At 68.3% G+C, this 15676-nt stretch carries 14 protein-coding genes; 6 read left to right on the top strand and 8 right to left on the bottom strand.

The window, feature by feature from the left end:
- Positions 1 to 40 precede the first annotated feature (40 nt).
- Entirely contained in the window at positions 41 to 1102 is a 1062-nt protein-coding gene (locus ULB03_RS15395) for an HPP family protein (protein ID WP_322484025.1), read from the top strand.
- Positions 1103 to 1128: 26 nt separating this feature from the next.
- On the opposite strand, the gene ULB03_RS15400 is transcribed toward ULB03_RS15395, so the two are convergent.
- Positions 1129 to 1908: an alpha/beta fold hydrolase gene (locus ULB03_RS15400; RefSeq protein WP_322484026.1), complete on the bottom strand. Its 780-nt coding sequence runs from the start codon at positions 1906 to 1908 to the stop codon at positions 1129 to 1131.
- A 126-nt stretch (positions 1909 to 2034) separates the two neighbouring features.
- Here ULB03_RS15400 and ULB03_RS15405 point away from each other — a divergent pair, with 126 nt between their 5' ends.
- Positions 2035 to 2970: a LysR family transcriptional regulator gene (locus ULB03_RS15405; RefSeq protein WP_322484027.1), complete on the top strand. Its 936-nt coding sequence runs from the start codon at positions 2035 to 2037 to the stop codon at positions 2968 to 2970.
- Here the strand turns inward: ULB03_RS15405 and mltG are convergent.
- The 6 genes from mltG to ULB03_RS15435 form a co-directional block, all read right to left on the bottom strand.
- On the bottom strand, positions 2967 to 3923 hold the full coding sequence (gene mltG / locus ULB03_RS15410) for an endolytic transglycosylase MltG (protein WP_322484028.1): 957 nt from the start codon (positions 3921 to 3923) through the stop codon (positions 2967 to 2969). The genes ULB03_RS15405 and mltG overlap by 4 nt on opposite strands.
- A 77-nt stretch (positions 3924 to 4000) precedes the next feature.
- Positions 4001 to 5272: a beta-ketoacyl-ACP synthase II gene (gene fabF / locus ULB03_RS15415; protein ID WP_322484029.1), complete on the bottom strand. Its 1272-nt coding sequence runs from the start codon at positions 5270 to 5272 to the stop codon at positions 4001 to 4003.
- A 177-nt stretch (positions 5273 to 5449) separates the two neighbouring features.
- Complete coding sequence (locus ULB03_RS15420) at positions 5450 to 5686, bottom strand: acyl carrier protein (RefSeq protein ID WP_004272228.1); 237 nt, start codon at positions 5684 to 5686, stop codon at positions 5450 to 5452.
- 255 nt (positions 5687 to 5941) lie between these two features.
- A complete protein-coding gene (gene fabG, locus ULB03_RS15425; RefSeq protein ID WP_322484030.1) occupies positions 5942 to 6679 on the bottom strand; it encodes a 3-oxoacyl-[acyl-carrier-protein] reductase in 738 nt (245 codons plus the stop codon).
- Positions 6680 to 6715: 36 nt separating this feature from the next.
- Positions 6716 to 7654, bottom strand: coding sequence for an ACP S-malonyltransferase (fabD, locus tag ULB03_RS15430; protein WP_145730643.1), 939 nt, complete (start codon positions 7652 to 7654; stop codon positions 6716 to 6718).
- A gap of 215 nt (positions 7655 to 7869) precedes the next feature.
- The gene (locus ULB03_RS15435) at positions 7870 to 8850 is read right to left on the bottom strand and encodes a LysR family transcriptional regulator (RefSeq protein ID WP_322484031.1); all 981 of its coding nucleotides are present in this window, start codon (positions 8848 to 8850) and stop codon (positions 7870 to 7872) included.
- A 91-nt stretch (positions 8851 to 8941) separates the two neighbouring features.
- Between ULB03_RS15435 and ULB03_RS15440 the strand changes: the two genes are divergently transcribed.
- The 4 genes from ULB03_RS15440 (at position 8942) to ULB03_RS15455 (ending at position 13689) form a co-directional block, all read left to right on the top strand.
- The gene (locus ULB03_RS15440; RefSeq protein ID WP_322484032.1) at positions 8942 to 9898 is read left to right on the top strand and encodes a DMT family transporter; all 957 of its coding nucleotides are present in this window, start codon (positions 8942 to 8944) and stop codon (positions 9896 to 9898) included.
- A 94-nt stretch (positions 9899 to 9992) separates the two neighbouring features.
- A complete protein-coding gene (locus ULB03_RS15445) occupies positions 9993 to 10586 on the top strand; it encodes a DUF3142 domain-containing protein (protein ID WP_322484033.1) in 594 nt (197 codons plus the stop codon).
- A 4-nt stretch (positions 10587 to 10590) separates the two neighbouring features.
- A complete protein-coding gene (locus ULB03_RS15450; protein ID WP_416211152.1) occupies positions 10591 to 11265 on the top strand; it encodes a DUF3142 domain-containing protein in 675 nt (224 codons plus the stop codon).
- Positions 11266 to 11268: 3 nt separating this feature from the next.
- Positions 11269 to 13689, top strand: a complete 2421-nt coding sequence (locus tag ULB03_RS15455; protein ID WP_322484034.1) for a hypothetical protein — start codon at positions 11269 to 11271, stop codon at positions 13687 to 13689.
- Here ULB03_RS15455 and ULB03_RS15460 read toward each other — a convergent pair.
- Positions 13682 to 15619: a phospholipase D-like domain-containing protein gene (locus ULB03_RS15460; RefSeq protein WP_322484035.1), complete on the bottom strand. Its 1938-nt coding sequence runs from the start codon at positions 15617 to 15619 to the stop codon at positions 13682 to 13684. The two genes, ULB03_RS15455 and ULB03_RS15460, sit on opposite strands and share 8 nt — an antisense overlap.
- Positions 15620 to 15676 lie beyond the last annotated feature (57 nt).

The following is a 15676-nucleotide window of genomic DNA, read 5'->3' on the forward strand; positions in this document are numbered from 1 at the left end:
ATCTTATTTGCGCGTCCTCATTTCCACCCCCGGTCCGCCCATGCATCCCTATTTGCGCTCGTTCCGCGCCACCCAGCCCGCCCTGCCGCCGGTGGAGCGGATCCGCATCTTCGCGGGGGCCCTGCTGGGCATCCTGCTGACCACGCTGATCAGCCGCTGGTGGCTGGGCGGGAATGTCGAGGGGCTGCCCTACCTGGTGGCGCCCATCGGCGCCTCCAGCGTGCTGGTGTTCGCGGCCCCGGCCACGCCACTGGCCCAACCCTGGGCGGTGTTCGGCGGCAACGTGGTGTCAGGGTTGGCGGGTGTGGCGTGCGCCCGCCTGATCCCGGATCCGGTGATGGCGGGCGCCGCCGCCGTGGCGCTGGCCGTGCTGGGCATGTCGCTGTTGCGCTGCCTGCACCCGCCGGGCGGGGCCGTGGCGCTGACGGCCGTGCTGGGCGGGCCCGTCATCCATGCGGCCGGGGTCGGCTTCGTCTTGGCGCCGGTGGGGGTGAACACGGTGATCCTGATCGCCATGGGCCTGGCCTTCAACAACCTGACCCGCCATCGCTATCCCCACGTCGCGCCGGCCCAGCCCCCCCAGACCGCGCGCAACAGCGCCGGCTACACCATCGAAGACCTGGACCAGGTGCTGGCCCATTATGGGGAGCAGTTGGACGTCGACCGTGACGACCTGGACGCCGTGTTCCGCCAGGTGGAGGCCCGCGCCTACCAGCGCCGGCATGGCGACATCCGCTGCGGCGCCATCCGATCCCGCGTGCCGGTGGCCGTGGGGCCCGAGGACACGGTGGCGACGGTGCGCGGCCTGATGGCCGACTATCACCTGCGCAGCGTGCCGGTAACGGATGAGGGCGGACGCCTGCTGGGCGTCATCCCGCCCCTGCCCGCCACCGTTCCCGCCCGCCAGGGCATCCGCCACCTGGTACAACCGGCCGTGACGGCGCTGGCCACCACGCCGGTGGTCAACATCCTGCCCGCCATGACCGCCGGCGCCCATGAAGCCATGGTGGTGGACGAGGTCGGCCGCCTGGTGGGCATGGTCACCACCGCCGACCTGCTGTCGGCGCTCTATGGCAACGAAGCCATCGCGCTGGCGGGGTAAGTGGCAGACGCTTGCCGGCAGCGTCTTCAGTACAGCCCGCTGGCGAAACCGGCCACCAGCCTGGCCACATCGTCGGGAGCCTCCAGCATCGACAAGTGGCCGATGCCTGCCAGCACATGCAAGGTTGCGCCAGCGATACGGGGAACAAGCGTCGTCTTCAGCAGGTCCACGCTGTCTACGCGATCCAGTTCTCCCGCCACCACAAGGGTGGGGACATTGACCGAACCCACCCAGTCGGAAATATCCTCAAGGCTGGTGGATTGGGGCCATGCCACCTTCGCGGCCGGCGCACCGCGCAGACTGTCTTCGATCACTTGCTCCCTGTCTTCAGGCGCCAGCGCCTTGGCCGTCAATACGTGGTCAATGACCATGCCGACCGTCTCACGGGTGGCGTAGGCACCCGCCATCTGTTCCCGCGCGTCGCCGGGCATGGCCATCGGCTGAGGTGGGGACGGCGCCACGAGCACAAGTCCGGCAAGGCCGGACGGCCGCCGCGACGCCAGCAATTGCGCCACCTTACCACCCATGGAATGGCCAACCAGCACGTATCGTCTAAGGTCCAGCGCCGCGATCACGCCCGCCGCGTCGTCGGCCATATCGGCCAAGGCATAGCCGTCGGATGGGGCGTCGGAGTGTCCCCAGCCCCGGTGATCGAGCGCGACGGTTCTGAAAGACGGCGCCAACCTCGATGTGACGTGGCGCCAGGTGCGCGCTGAACCACCCCAATAGTGCAGAAAGACTAAAGTCGGCTCCCCCCGGCCGATGTCCTCGACATGGAGACGTATCCCGTTCGACGCAATTTTCATGATGTTCCTTCCTTGACGAGCCGCGTCCAGCGGCACTGTCAGGAAGCCTAGAGAATGTCTTGATGATCTATAATCGGCGATATTTTATTAGGATCTGATAGCCAACATATCGAATGAGATGATGTCATGGATCGCCTGACCAGCATGGCGGTTTTCGTCGCCGCGGTGGAGGAAGGCAGCCTCAGCCGGGCGGCCCGGCGTTTCGGCCTTTCCGCCTCGATGGCGGGCAAGCACGTAACGGCAATCGAGGAAGACCTTGGTGTACGCCTGATGCAACGCAGCACGCGGGCGCTGACGCTGACCGACGCGGGCCGGTCCTATTACATCCGGTGCGAGCGGATCTTGCAGGAGTACGAGGATGCCAACCGGGAGGCCATGGATACGCAGCAAAGCGTTCAGGGCGTTCTGCGGATTGCCGCCCCGCAGACGTTTGGCGCAATGCACTTGAGCGGTATCGTCGCCGCGTACCTTGCCCGGTATCCCGATGTCACAGTGGAGACGGTGCTGAGCGATCGTTATGTCGACCTGCTGGCGGAAGGCGTCGACCTGGCCATCCGCATCGGACGCCTGCCTGACTCCGATCTCGTCGTTCGGTACCTGGCGCCCTGCCGCATGGTGTTGTGCGCGGCGCCGGCCTTTCTGCAACGCCATGGCACGCCGTCGACCGTCGAGGATGCGCGCCACGCGCCGCGACTGACCTTCAACAACGCTGTATCGCCCGGGGATTGGACCATCATTACACCAGAGGGTGACCGCCAGGTGATAGACGGCCCCATCCGCTTGGCGGCGAACGACATGCAGATGCTGCTCGCTGCCGCGCTGGCCGGCACGGGCATCGCCTATGGCCCCAGCTTCGTATTCGAGAAACACATCGCCGCCGGCCGCCTGGTCACCCTGCTGCCGGACCATACGACGTCGGAACTGGCCATCCAGGCTGTCTATCCCACGAAGCGGCATGTCTCGCTGAAGCTTCGCCGTTTCCTCGACCTTCTGGTCGACAGCTTCGGCGAATCACCACCTTGGGATGGGCCGCCTTCTGGCGCGACTGTCGGCGGCGCCTAGCGCTGCGCCTTTTCCCGCAGGTCGCGCCATTTATCGACGTTGCGGTTGTGCTCGGCCAGGGTGGCGGCGAAGGCATGGCCGCCGCTGCCGTCGGCGACGAAGTAAAGATCGTCGCTGACCAGCGGGTTGGCCACGGCGCGCAGGGCCTCGCGGCCCGGGTTGGCGATGGGGCCGGCGGGCAGGCCTGTGATCTTGTACGTGTTGTAGGGCGAGTCGACCGCCAGATCGGCATGGGTCAGGGGCCGCCCCAGGGGGCCCGCGCCGTTGGTCAGGATGTAGATGACCGTGGGGTCGGACTGCAGGCGCATGCCCTGCTTCAGGCGGTTGTAGAAAACGGCGGCGATGTGCGGCCGCTCGGCCGGCACGCCCGTTTCCTTCTCGACCAGCGAGGCCAGGGTCACCATCTCCTGCGGCGACTTCAGCGCCACGTCCGGCGCACGGGCCTGCCGAATCTCGTCCACCGTCTTGCGCATGGCGGCCTGCATGCGCTCCACCATCTGCGCCCGGCCGTAGTTCAGCCCGAAGAAATAGGTCTCGGGCAACAGGCTGCCTTCCGCCGGCTTGTCCTTGATGGTGCCGGACAGGGCGGGCTCCGCCTCGATCAACGCCACGATCTGGGCGGAGGTCAGGCCTTCGGGGATGGTCAGCCGATGCACCACGGTCTTGCCGCTGCGCAGCAGGGCGACCGTGTCCTTCAGCGAGACATGGGCGGGGAAGGCGTATTCGCCGGGCTTCAGCACCTGGCTGCCCATGCCCAGCGCGCTGCTGATGCGTACGGCGGCGATGAAGTCGATGTCGCCGCGCACCACGCCGGCCTCCGCCAGCGTCTGTCCCATGGCTTGCAGGCCGCCCCGCGACGAGACGACGACGATGCTGTCCTGGGCCAGCGGACCCGGATCGACATAGCGGTGATAGCCCACCCAGGCCAACGCGGCGGCCACCAGAATCGCCAAGGCCGCCGCCTTCAAGAGACGGCGGCCCAGTGAAGACGCGGGCCGGGATTGAGGTCCCGGGGCCGGAACCTTGTCGGTCACGAGCCGGTGTATTCCTTGACGATCAGCGAGGCGTTGGTGCCGCCGAACCCGAAGGAGTTCGACAGGGCCGCGCGCACACGACGCTTCTTGGACTTGTGCGGCACCAGGTCGACACCGGCGCACTCGTCGGACGGATTGTCCAGGTTCAGCGTCGGCGGCACTTCCTGGTCGCGGATGGCGAGCACGGAGAAGATGGCCTCGATGGCGCCGGCCGCCCCCAGCAGGTGGCCGGTGGCCGACTTGGTGGAGGACATGGAGGCGGTGTTCAGCGCATCGCCGAACAGGCGCTTCACGGCGCCCAGCTCGATCAGGTCGCCCAGGGGCGTGGAGGTGCCATGGGCGTTGACGTAGTCGATGTCGGCCGGGGTCATGCCGGCGCGCTTCAGCGCCATGGCCATGGAGCGATAGCCGCCGTTGCCATCATCCGCCGGGGCGGTGATGTGGTGGGCGTCGCCCGACAGGCCATAGCCCACGACCTCGGCGTAAATCTTGGCGCCGCGGGCCTTGGCGTGCTCCAGCTCTTCCAGGACGACGACGCCGGCGCCCTCGCCCATGACGAAGCCGTCACGGTCCTTGTCATAGGGGCGGGAGGCCTTCTCCGGCGTCTCGTTGAAGCCGGTGGACAGCGCGCGGGCGGCGGCGAAGCCGGCCACGCCCAGACGGTTGATGGCGGCTTCGGCGCCGCCGGCGACCATGACGTCGCAGTCATCCCACATGATCAGACGGGCGGCGTCGCCAATGGCGTGCGCGCCGGTGGAGCAGGCGGTGACGGCGGAATGGTTCGGCCCCTTGAAGCCGTGGATGATCGACACATGGCCGGAAACCAGGTTGATCAGGGCCGACGGAATGAAGAAGGGGGAGATGCGGCGCGGGCCCTTCTCGGCCAGCAGCAGCGACGTTTCATAGATGGAGGACAGGCCGCCGATGCCGGAGCCGATCATGACGCCGGTGCGCTCACGATCCTCCTCGGTCTGCGGTTCCCAGCCGCTGTCCTTCACCGCCTCGGCCGCCGCGGCGATGCCGTAGATGATGAAGTCATCCATCTTCTTCTGGTCCTTGGTCGGGACCGTCAGATCAGGATTGAAGGTGCCGTTCGTGCCGTCGCCCCGGGGAACCAGGCCGCCGACCTTGGCCGGCAGGTCGGACACGTCGAAGGTGTCGATGGCGCGGATGCCCGACTTGCCGTCGAGCAGCTGTTTCCACGAGTGCTCAACGCCCGTGCCGAGAGGGGTTACCAACCCGAGACCGGTGATGACGACGCGACGCATGGGTCAGACCTGTACTTAGTTCCAGATGAAGCAAGGGCCTGGAATTGCATGTCATGGGATCCATCACGGATCCGGCGCCTCCAAAGGCCCTGAAAACCAGCAAGCGCTTTATCGGTTCCAGGCGCCGCGCCAGCGCGGTAAGGGCAGCGCGGCGCCTGAATCCCGGGAAAGCGGGGATTAGCCCTGCTTGCTGGAAATGAAGTCGATGGCGTCCTTCACGGTCAGGATCTTCTCCGCCGCGTCGTCCGGGATCTCGATCCCGAACTCTTCCTCGAAGGCCATGACGAGTTCAACGGTGTCGAGGCTGTCGGCACCCAGATCGTCGATGAAGCTGGCGGTGTCGGTGACCTTGCCCTCTTCCACACCCAGGTGCTCGACGACGATCTTCTTCACCCGTTCGGCGATGTCGCTCATTTCCTATACCTTCCCGAATTTCAATGTTGGGGTTGTTTACTGACTTGTCTGATCGGCGGGGCACGTCCGTCAGGACGAATTCGAGCGCCCATCCTTTGGAAAAGTGCCGTCAGATACCACAGGTAGCCGCGTCTTGCCTAGCGCCCGCAGGAACTGGGACACCCACAAAGGGGTACACCCTCGCCAAGATTGGGCTCCGGCGATACTTAGGGGCGTTCCGTGAAAGGACAAGCCCCCAAGATCGACAGAACCCGATCAGATCATGGCCATGCCGCCGTTGACGTGCAGTGTCTGGCCGGTGACGTAGCCGGCCTCGGTGGAGGCCAGGTAGAGCACGGCGGAGGCGATTTCGTCCGGCGTGCCCAGGCGACCGGCCGGCACGCCGGCGGTCAGCTTTTCCTTCTGCGCGTCGGGCAGCACGTCGGTCATCGCGGTGGCGATGAAACCGGGCGCCACGCAGTTGGCGGTGATGTTGCGCGAGGCGACCTCGGCGGCCAGCGCCTTGGTCATGCCGATCATGCCGGCCTTGCTGGCGGCATAGTTGACCTGGCCCGGGTTGCCGGTGACGCCGACGATGGAGGTGATGCCGATGATGCGGCCCCAGCGGCGCTTCATCATGCCCTTCACCAGGGCGCGCGACAGGCGGAAGGCCGCGGTCAGGTTCACGTCGATGACCGACGCCCAGTCCTCATCCTTCATGCGCAGGATCAGACCGTCGCGCGTCAGGCCGGCGTTGTTCACCAGGATGTCCACCTGGCCCAGCTTGGCCTCCGCGTCCTTGGCCAGGGCCTCCACGGCCTCCGGATCGGACAGGTTGGCGGGAACGACCACGGCGCGGTCGCCCAACTCGGCGGCCAGGGCCTCCAGGGCCTCGACCTTGGTGCCGGACAGGGCGACGGTGGCGCCGGCCTGGTGCAGGGTACGGGCGATCGCGGCACCGATGCCGCCCGAGGCGCCCGTGACAAGCGCGGTCTTGCCGGTCAAATCGAACATGGGATGGTCCCTATCGTTCTTGCGGGGTTTGTCCGTTCAGGCCTTGAGGAAGGCGTCGATGTCGGCGGGCAGGCCCAGCGACACGGCGGTCATGTCTTTATCGATACGCTTGGCCATGCCGGCCAGCACCTTGCCGGCGCCCAGCTCCACCAACTGCTCCACGCCCTGTTCCTTCATGAACAGCACGCTTTCGCGCCAGCGCACCGACCCGGTGACCTGTTCCACCAGCAGGCGGCGGATCTCGGCGGGATCGGTGACGGTGCTGGCGATGACGTTGGCCACCAGCGGCACCCGCGGCGCCTGGATGGCGGTGCCGGCCAGGGCCTCGGCCATGGCGTCGGCGGCCGGCTGCATCAGCGGGCAATGGAAGGGGGCGGACACCGGCAGCAGCACGGCGCGCTTGAAGCCCCGCTCGGCGGCGATGGCGATGGCGCGCTCCACGGCGGTCTTGTGACCGCTGATCACCACCTGGCCGGGGGCGTTGTCGTTGGCGGCGGTGCAGACCTCACCCTGGGCGGCATCCTGGGCGATGGCGCGGGCGGCCTCGAAATCGGCGCCGATGATGGCGGCCATGGCGCCCACGCCCACGGGAACGGCGCGCTGCATGCTCTGCCCGCGCAGCTTCAGCAGTCGGGCGGTATCGGCCAGGGTCAGGGCCCCGGCGGCGCAGAGGGCGGAGTACTCACCCAGCGAGTGGCCGGCGACGAAGCGGGCGGCCTTGGCCAGGTCCAGCCCGCCGTCCTTCTCCAGCACCCGGGCCACTGCCACGGACACGGCCATCAGGGCCGGCTGGGCGTTCTCGGTCAGGGTCAGCTCATCCAGCGGACCCTCGAACATCAGGGCGGACAGCTTCTGCTTCAGCGCCTCATCCACCTCGCCGAAGACGTCGCGGGCGGTGGCGAAGGCATCGGCCAAATCCCGGCCCATACCGACGGCCTGGCTGCCTTGGCCGGGAAACACGAAAGCGCGAATCATAGGCGAATACCCTGGAGATCGTTCCGGTGCGATGCCCCTTCCCCCTCATACGGGCCATGACGGAAAACCCCGCCGCAGCCTGAAATGGGCACCGCAAGTCGCGCCATGCATACCGCCTGCGATCAATCTGTCAATCATCATTACTGCGAACGCCCCCCGGTTAACGTGGGCTGCGCCTGGGTTTTTCGCGTCGTCAGGCGGCTGTCCCCATGCCGCTAGGCCGCTGTCCAGGGTATGAAGGGGCGCCCGTGACCCTCCGGCGTCTCGGGGTTCAGGAAGACCGCCAGCGCCTCGGGCGTCACGTCGGCCTCCGCCGTGAGGCGGCGCGCCAGTTCGGTCGCGGCGGCGCGTAGGCGCCCCGGCGGGCGGTCCAGCCAATAGCTGGTGGGGTTCAGGGCCGTGCGCGGGTCCACCCGCACCACCCGGCCGCCGTGGATCTGGGCCTGCGCCAGGGGCGGCCGCGCCAGCGCGATGCCAAGCCCGCAGGCGCAAGCGTCCAGCACCAGATTGTAATCCTCGAACCGGCGATCCTGCGGGCGGGGCTTGTAGTCCAGGCCGCGGGCGGCGAACCAGGCGCGCCAGCCGGTCGCGTCGGAGTTGTGGATCAGGGGGAAGGCCAACAGCCGCTCAGGATCGCCCAGCCCCACAGCCGCCGCCAGGTCCGGCGACGCCAAAGGGTAGCACCATTCCTCGAACAGTTTCAGCGACACCCGGCCCGGCATGGCGCCCCAGCCGCAGCGGATGGCCAGATCCATGCCCTCGTCCGCCAGATCCAGGGGGCGATGGTCCACCGACAGCAGGATGCGCAGGGCGCCGCCAGGATCCGAGTCCCGCCCCTCCAGCATCGCCAGGCGGGGCATGAGCCACAGCCCGCAGACCGAGGGCAGCGAGGTCAGCCGCACCACCGCCGTGCCCCTGGGCTCCGTCCAGCGGTTGGAGGTGTCGGCGATGAGGGCGAAGGCCTCGCTGGTGCGCTGGAACAGCCGCTGGCCGTCCGGCGTCATCGCCACGCCCCGCGCCTGGCGGTGGAACAGGCGCAAACCCAGCCATTGCTCCAGCTTGGCGATCTGTCGGCTGACGGCGCCGTGGGTGACGTTCAGGGTGTCCGCCGCGGCGGAAAAGCTGCCGGTGCGGGCGGCGGCCTCGAAAGCGCGCAGGGCGTCCAGGGGCGGCAGGGGCTGTGAGCTGTGATCCATGCTCACAGTTGGCTGCTGATTTCATCGATTGTCAATCAGCTGGGGCCGGCGCGTACTGCATCCTCTATCGCCCCCTGTCCGGAAATCCGCGATGTCCTCCCCGCCGCTCGCCCCCACCTGCGACTCCGCCGCCGCCATCGGCATGTCCCCCGCCAAGGAGAGCCGGCTGGACGGCGGCACCTTGGCCATCGTCGTGGTCACCGTCATCATCTGGGCATCGGCCTTCGCGGCCATTCGCGCCGGGCTCCAGGCCTTCGGCCCGCTGGAATTGGGGGCGGCGCGCTTCTCCATCGCGGCGGTGCCGGCGGGGCTCTACCTGCTGATGAGCCGGCCCGCCCTGCCCCGCCTGGCCGAGGTGTGGCGCTTCGCCGCCGGCGGCCTGCTGTTCGTGGCGCTCTACACCGCCCTGCTGAACCTGGGGGAGCGCACGGTGCCCGCCGGCGCCGCCGCCTTCATCATCAACATCAATCCCATCATCACCGCCGTGCTCGCCTCCTTCCTGTTGGGGGAGCGATTCGGACGCTGGGGTTGGGTCGGCACCGCCGTATCCTTCAGCGGCATCGGCTTGATCGCCCTGAACGAAGCCATAGGGAATGGAGCGGCGGGCGGCGGAGCCGGCCTGCGGCTGGGCTGGGGTGCCCTGCTGGTGCTGGGCGCGGCCCTCTGCAACTCCATCACCACCGTGGTGCAAAAACCCCTGTTCGCCCGGCACAAGGCCCTGACCGTATCGGCCAGCAACATGGTGATCGGCGCCCTGGCCCTGTCGCCCTGGCTGCCGGGTGCCTATGCCCAGGCGCAGGCGGCCCCGGTGCCCGGCCTGATGGCGGCCCTGTACTTGGGCATCATGCCCAGCCTGGTCGCCTATGCCACGTGGAGCGTGGTGCTCTCGCGCATGCCCGCCGCCCGCGCCAGCAACTTCCTGTACTGCGCCCCGCCCCTGGCCATGCTGCTGGGCTATCTCTGGCTGGGGGAGGTGCCGACCGTGATGGGCATCATCGGTGGCCTGATGGCGCTGGGCGGCGTTGCCGTCGTGAACCTTAAGCGTTGAGGCATCTGCCTTAAGGACAAGGGGAATTTCGTTTCGGCGACGCGGGGGCTTGGGTAGCATATCCCGCCACGCCGCCCCCGTCTGCCGTCCCCCCATGCCGCTTCCCAGGCCCCGGTTCATCCTGGCCGCCCTGTTCCTGATCTGCGCCGGCGCCGCGGCGGCAAGCCTGTTGCCGTCCCGCCCCGTGCCCATTTCGACCCCTTTGCCCGCCTATTTGCCCGCCCCTTTGCCCAACGACATCTATGTCTGGCAACGGGCCTGGACGCCCGCCTTGGGCCAGGCCATGGACCTGGCGGCCCCCGACATCGCCGCCTGGCGCATCCTGGCGGCGGAGGTGTCAGCGGACGGCCAGATCGCCCCGGCGCTGGCGAACGATGGGCGACTGGAGGCGCTGCGGGCGCATCTCGCGGGGCGGCCGGTCATTCTGGTGGTGCGCATCGACGGCCGGTTGAGTGATGCCGATCCCGCCCCCCTGGTGGCGGCGGCCCTGGCGCCGCTGGATCGCTGGCACCAGGCCGGGGTTGCGGTGGCGGGGCTGGAGATCGATCACGATTGCCCCACCTCCCGCCTGCCCTTCTACGCCCGTTTCCTGACGGACCTGCGCGCGATTAACGGAGAGGGGGCTGACCGGCACACGCCTGTCCATCACCGCCCTGCCCACCTGGCTGGCGGCCCCGGCCCTGGCTGAGGTGGTGGCGGTGCCGGATGAGGTGGTGCTGCAGGTCCACGCCGTGGCCGCCCCCACCGACGGGCTGTTCAACCCGGCCCAGGCCGGCCGTTGGGTTGCCGCCTATGCCCGGCGCTTCCACACCCCGTTCCGTGTGGCCCTGCCCGACTATGGCGCGCGGGTCAGTTGGGACGCCGACGACAGCCTGGCGACGGTGGAGGGCGAAACGCCCCTGCTGGCCGGCGGCGCGCATGCCAATGAGCTGATGGCCAAGCCCATGGACGTGGCGGCTTTCTTGAGGGATCTGCGCGCCCAGGCGCCGGCCACGCTCAAGGGCATCGCCTGGTTCCGCCTGCCTACCGCCGAGGACCGCCGCGCCTGGTCGCTGGCCACCTGGGCGGCCGTCGCACGCGGGGACGTTCCCGTTGGTCATCTCACGGCGGTGACACGGCCCACGACCACGCCCGGTCTGTCCACCCTGGTGTTGGTCAATGAGGGCGCCGCCGATGCCGAGCTGCCATCCGGCCTGGACCTGCCCGCCGGCTGCCCCTTGGGCGACGGTGCCAACGGTTATGCCCGCGATCCCCTGCCCCCCAAACGGCGCCCCGCCTGGTGCGCCTGTCCCCCGGCCTGCTGCACCCCGGCGACCAGCGGTCCGTCGGCTGGATGCGGTGCCCCGACTCCCCCTCGCCCCCGGTGATCCATGTCCGCCCATAAGCGCCGCGCCCTTGCCCTGTCCGTCCTGCTGCTGACCGGCGCCGCCGGCATCGCCATCGCCTGCGGACCGGACTTTCCCTGGCAGTTGCTGAACCGCCGCGAGGTGACCCTGGCGGAGACGCCGGCCAACCCCTTCGCCTGGGAGGCGGCACATCTGGTGCCCGCGCCCACCGACACGATGAAGGCGGTGGAGAACCGCTGGGCGACCGACGACACGCGCGCCAAGCTGCGTATCGATGCCGAAACGACGGGCCTGAGCCCGGAAGCGGCCAGCCTGATCAGCGCGATGCGCGCGGCCGGCGACGGCGACAAGGCCTACGCCTTGGGGGAGAAGCTGCCGGCCGCCGTGCGCCTCTACACCGCCGCCGCCGTGGATTATCAGGCCGGCCGGCTGGACCAGGCCGCCGCCCGCTTCCAGGCGGTGCTGGACCTGCCGGCGGCGGAGGCGTCCCCCCGTGCCGTCTGGGCCGCCTATATGCTGGGTCGCGTGGCAGCCCAGCGCGACCAGGCGGACGCCGCAGCTGCCGCCTTCGCCAAGGCCCGTAGCCTGGCCCAAGGTGGCGCCCCCGATCCATTGGGCCTGGGCGTCGCCAGCCTGGGAGAAGAGGCACGTGTGCGCCTGGCGCAGGCGGGGCTGTCCCTGGTGACGACGGCGGAGACGGACGACGACACGGTAGCAGGCAGCCTGCCGGCCACCCTGCGGTTGGAGGCGACTGGACCACTCAACGTACCGGCGCTTGCGGAGGCTGTGGCGCTGTATGCCCAACAGGCTGCGCACGGTTCCTACCTGGGTGTAGCATCCCTAAACATCATCGCGAATCATTTGCTTGGTAGTGACGATCTTTTGGACGCAACGGTCACCGATTCTCTACTTCAGCAGCTCTTGGCCGTCCATGTCTTGGCCTTTGAAGACGATAGACGCCGATTACACGTTTTACACACGGCCAATGACCCCGCTCCCTATACCCCCCATTTAGTTTGGCTAAGCAGCGCACTTCACATGGCCCATATCGGCGAACCCGATGGTCCTGTGCCCGCAGCCGCCGATCGATTGGCGGCACTTGCTTATCGTCGAGGTGATTACGAGGCGGCGGCCCGTCTGGCGGCCATGAAGCCCGGCCCTCTTTCCAGTTGGGTCCAGGCCAAGCTGGCCCTGCAAAGGGGCGACCTGGCGCAGGCGGCCAAGTTCTATGCCGAGGCGGCGGCCGCCTTCCCCGCCACCGGCGACGGTCCCCAGGGGAGCGCCCTGCCGGTGGCCGAGCGCAACCGCGCACTCGGCGAAAGCAGCGTGGTGGCCCTGGCGCGGGGCGAATACGTGGCGGCGCTGGATCAGTTGATGCCGGTGGCCGACACCTATTGGGGCGACGTGGTGCATATCGCGGAGCGCGTGCTGACCGTCGATGAGTTGAAGGCCTATGTCGACGCCAAGGTGCCCGCCAGCGTCGTTGCCAACTGGACGCAGCACGTCGACAACAAGCAATGGCCCAATACCCTGCTGGACACCATGGGCGTGGGCTATAAGTATGATGAGGAGGCTGACCGGCTGCGCTACCAAGGTGCGCCCCTGGCGTTGCGCAGCCTGCTTGCCCGCCGCCTGATGCGGGCGGGCCGGGGCAAGGAGGCGTTGGCCTACTATCACAATCCGGCCGTGGCCAAGGATGCGCGTGCCTACCTGGACGCCTTGGACACCGCCGGCAGCGCCTGGTGGGGGGCCAGCCGCGCCCGTGCCTGGTTCCAGGCGGCGCAATTGACCCGAACGAAGGGCATGGAGATCATGGGGACGGAGGGCGTGCCGGATGAGGCCGCCCTGCAAGGGGCCTATGACGTCGGCATCGGCCAAGCCACTCTGCCGCCCGGCGGGGCCCCCTACGTGACGGATGGGGAGCGCAAGCGCTTCGCCGACAGCGCGCCGCAACCCGACCAGCGCTTCCATTATCGCTTCATAGCCACTGATGCCGCCGAGCATGCGGCCGACCAGTTGCCGCACACCAGCCAAGCCTATGCGGCGACCCTATGTTGGGCGGTCAATTATGCCACGGATCAGATGATCGGCACCTGGACCGACGATCCCGGCACCATCCAGGATCCTTATTGGCAATCGGTCGTCCGCCGCATCATCGAGCGTGACAAGCAGGCAAAAGGCCGGGCGGCCGCGCTTTACGACCGGTACATCAAGACCGGTCCGCACCAACCCTGGGCCAACCATTTCGGCCACGCCTGCCCGGCGCCGGATTTCGACGCCGCCGCCAAGGAATGGTGGCAGGCGCCGGCCCGGCAAGCGCACCGCTGGATCCGGCAGAATCATCCCAAGGCCCTGGCGGGCGGGGCGGCGGTCCTGGCCGTTTTGGCGGCCGGAACCGCCCTGCTGCTGGTCCGCCGCCGGCGCGCGCCCAAAAACGTCAGCTGAGGAAGTAGTCCAGCTCCTTGCCCTTGTCTCCGGACAGGTAGGCGTCCTGCCAATGATCGTTGGTGGACAGGAAGCCGCCCTGCGGGCTGCTGGGAGCCGGTTGGCCTTTCAGCAGGGCGTCGCGCTCCCGCTCTTCCAGGATGGCGCGCTGGCGGTAGTGTTCATAAACGTCCAGGACATGGACGGCATAGGCCTGGGCCAGCGGCTGGTTGCCTTGGATGATCAGAAGGTTGTCGTCGTTGGCGTAGGAGGCCTTGTAGCCCAGGTTGTGGCTGCCGGTGACGACGACGCAGTTGGGGGAGAAGGGGTCGATCACCACGATCTTGTCATGGATGATGGCGGCACCGGCGGTCAGCAGCTCCGGCTGCAAGTCGCCCGTGGGCGTGTCGATGGCGGCGGCGCGCACCACCAGCACCTGCGGCGCGTCCTTGGGCGCGTAGACGGAGGGCTTGGGGATCTTGGTGCCCTGGGCATCCGTATCGTCGCCCGTGTCATCGCCGCCATTGGCGTCCCCCTCGATGGGCAAGGCCTGGGGGCTGCTGACGGCGCCCATGACCATCAGGTCGGGCCGCTGCTTGCCCAGGTCCACCGCCGCCTCGATGATGCTCTGCTTGCCCTCGACGGAGGGGTAGAAAGTCAGGAACAGGATGGCGTGTTGCGCCTGGTCCATCAGTTGGAACACATCGGCCAGATCCGGCGGCGTGGCCGCGGTCTTGGTCGTGGCCAGCGTGGTGGGCGCGCACCACACCCGGGGGTTGGCGTCCGGTTGTGGATAGGCATGGCCATCCGCCCGGCGCAGGGGCTTTTGCTGGACATTATGGTTGGGGGCGCCGGTGTCGGCCTGCACCGGGAAGCTGGCCGTGTCCGTCTTCAGCCGGTTCCAGTAATCCAGATAGGCCTGCGCCAGGGCGGCGTCCTGGGTGGTGATGGTGTTGTTGGACTGCGTGCACAGGCCCGTGGGCGTCCAGTTGGTACTGCCGGTCAGCAGGGCCAACGGCGTGTCATTCCCGTCCGTGCGCACCAGGAATTTGTTATGGCCGATATGGGCGCTGTTGTTGAACAGCCGGTCGATGACCTCGTTCGCCGTGCCGTGCAGGGCTTGGCGGGCCGCCTGGTTGGTGCGGTCCCAGGCGGGGTTGGTCTTGGTCCCCTCCCCCGCCGTGGACAGGATCAGGTGCAGCCGGCCGCCCAGGCCGGTCAGGCCGGCCACCAGTTCCGGGTCCGACAGCTCATACAGGGCGGCATAGACCTTGTCGGCCGGCCCCACCTGGCCCAGGAAGTCGGTCAGGGTGGGCAGCACGTCGCCGGTCAGGAAGGTGCGGATGGCATTGCCCGGCTGACGCACCTGATCCAGCACATAGCCCTTGCTGGGCGCCTGGCCGGCGGGGGTGTGCAATTGCTGGCGCAGGTTCTGCGTCGACAGGATGCCGTTGGTGAAGACGGCGGTGAAAGCGCCATAGGTCCAGGTGACGGTGATGGCGTTGGTCTCCACCGCGTCGCCGCAGATAAACAGCGGCCGGGGCGCGCCGGTGTAGGCGCCGGGCTGGGCGCTGCTGAAGGTCTCCGTCCGCTTGATCCAGTTGGCGACCGCCTCCCGCCCCGGCGCCGCGTAGCCCACCGGGATGATCTCGTAATGGCAGGTGAAGGGCTGGCGCACCGACAGGCTGTCGCGGCTGCGCCGCAGGGTCAGGTCGCGCCAGGAGAATTTCTGGATGGGCCAGACGCTGCTGTCCTGCTGTTGCCAATTGGGATTGGACTGGTCCTTGAACGCCACCCAGGTGGGCAGCAGGCGGCGCTCGCCATCCTCATGCACGCGCACGATCATGAAACCCAGCAGGCCGTCGATGCGGGCTGTCAGACGCCCAAAGGGACGCCACGCCAGGTAGGCCACTTCATTGTTGCACCAGGCGCGCGCGGGAACCTGAGACATGACCCACCTCCATCATGACGGAAGGGGGCATGGTGCGCCCGGAATGTGACGGCCGCG

It is taken from the genome of Nitrospirillum goiasense, from assembly GCF_034427435.1.
Taxonomy (GTDB): domain Bacteria; phylum Pseudomonadota; class Alphaproteobacteria; order Azospirillales; family Azospirillaceae; genus Nitrospirillum.

Bases quoted from the DNA above. Each gene is read 5' to 3' on its own strand.
- ULB03_RS15460 (WP_322484035.1), bottom strand. From the start codon at position 15,619: ATGTCTCAGGTTCCCGCGCGCGCCTGGTGCAACAATGAAGTGGCCTAC.
- fabF (WP_322484029.1), bottom strand. From the start codon at position 5,272: ATGCGTCGCGTCGTCATCACCGGTCTCGGGTTGGTAACCCCTCTCGGC.
- ULB03_RS15435 (WP_322484031.1), bottom strand. From the start codon at position 8,850: ATGGATCACAGCTCACAGCCCCTGCCGCCCCTGGACGCCCTGCGCGCT.
- ULB03_RS15455 (WP_322484034.1), top strand. From the start codon at position 11,269: ATGTCCGCCCATAAGCGCCGCGCCCTTGCCCTGTCCGTCCTGCTGCTG.
- ULB03_RS15400 (WP_322484026.1), bottom strand. From the start codon at position 1,908: ATGAAAATTGCGTCGAACGGGATACGTCTCCATGTCGAGGACATCGGC.
- ULB03_RS15440 (WP_322484032.1), top strand. From the start codon at position 8,942: ATGTCCTCCCCGCCGCTCGCCCCCACCTGCGACTCCGCCGCCGCCATC.
- ULB03_RS15395 (WP_322484025.1), top strand. From the start codon at position 41: ATGCATCCCTATTTGCGCTCGTTCCGCGCCACCCAGCCCGCCCTGCCG.
- fabD (WP_145730643.1), bottom strand. From the start codon at position 7,654: ATGATTCGCGCTTTCGTGTTTCCCGGCCAAGGCAGCCAGGCCGTCGGT.
- ULB03_RS15445 (WP_322484033.1), top strand. From the start codon at position 9,993: ATGCCGCTTCCCAGGCCCCGGTTCATCCTGGCCGCCCTGTTCCTGATC.
- fabG (WP_322484030.1), bottom strand. From the start codon at position 6,679: ATGTTCGATTTGACCGGCAAGACCGCGCTTGTCACGGGCGCCTCGGGC.
- ULB03_RS15420 (WP_004272228.1), bottom strand. From the start codon at position 5,686: ATGAGCGACATCGCCGAACGGGTGAAGAAGATCGTCGTCGAGCACCTG.
- ULB03_RS15405 (WP_322484027.1), top strand. From the start codon at position 2,035: ATGGATCGCCTGACCAGCATGGCGGTTTTCGTCGCCGCGGTGGAGGAA.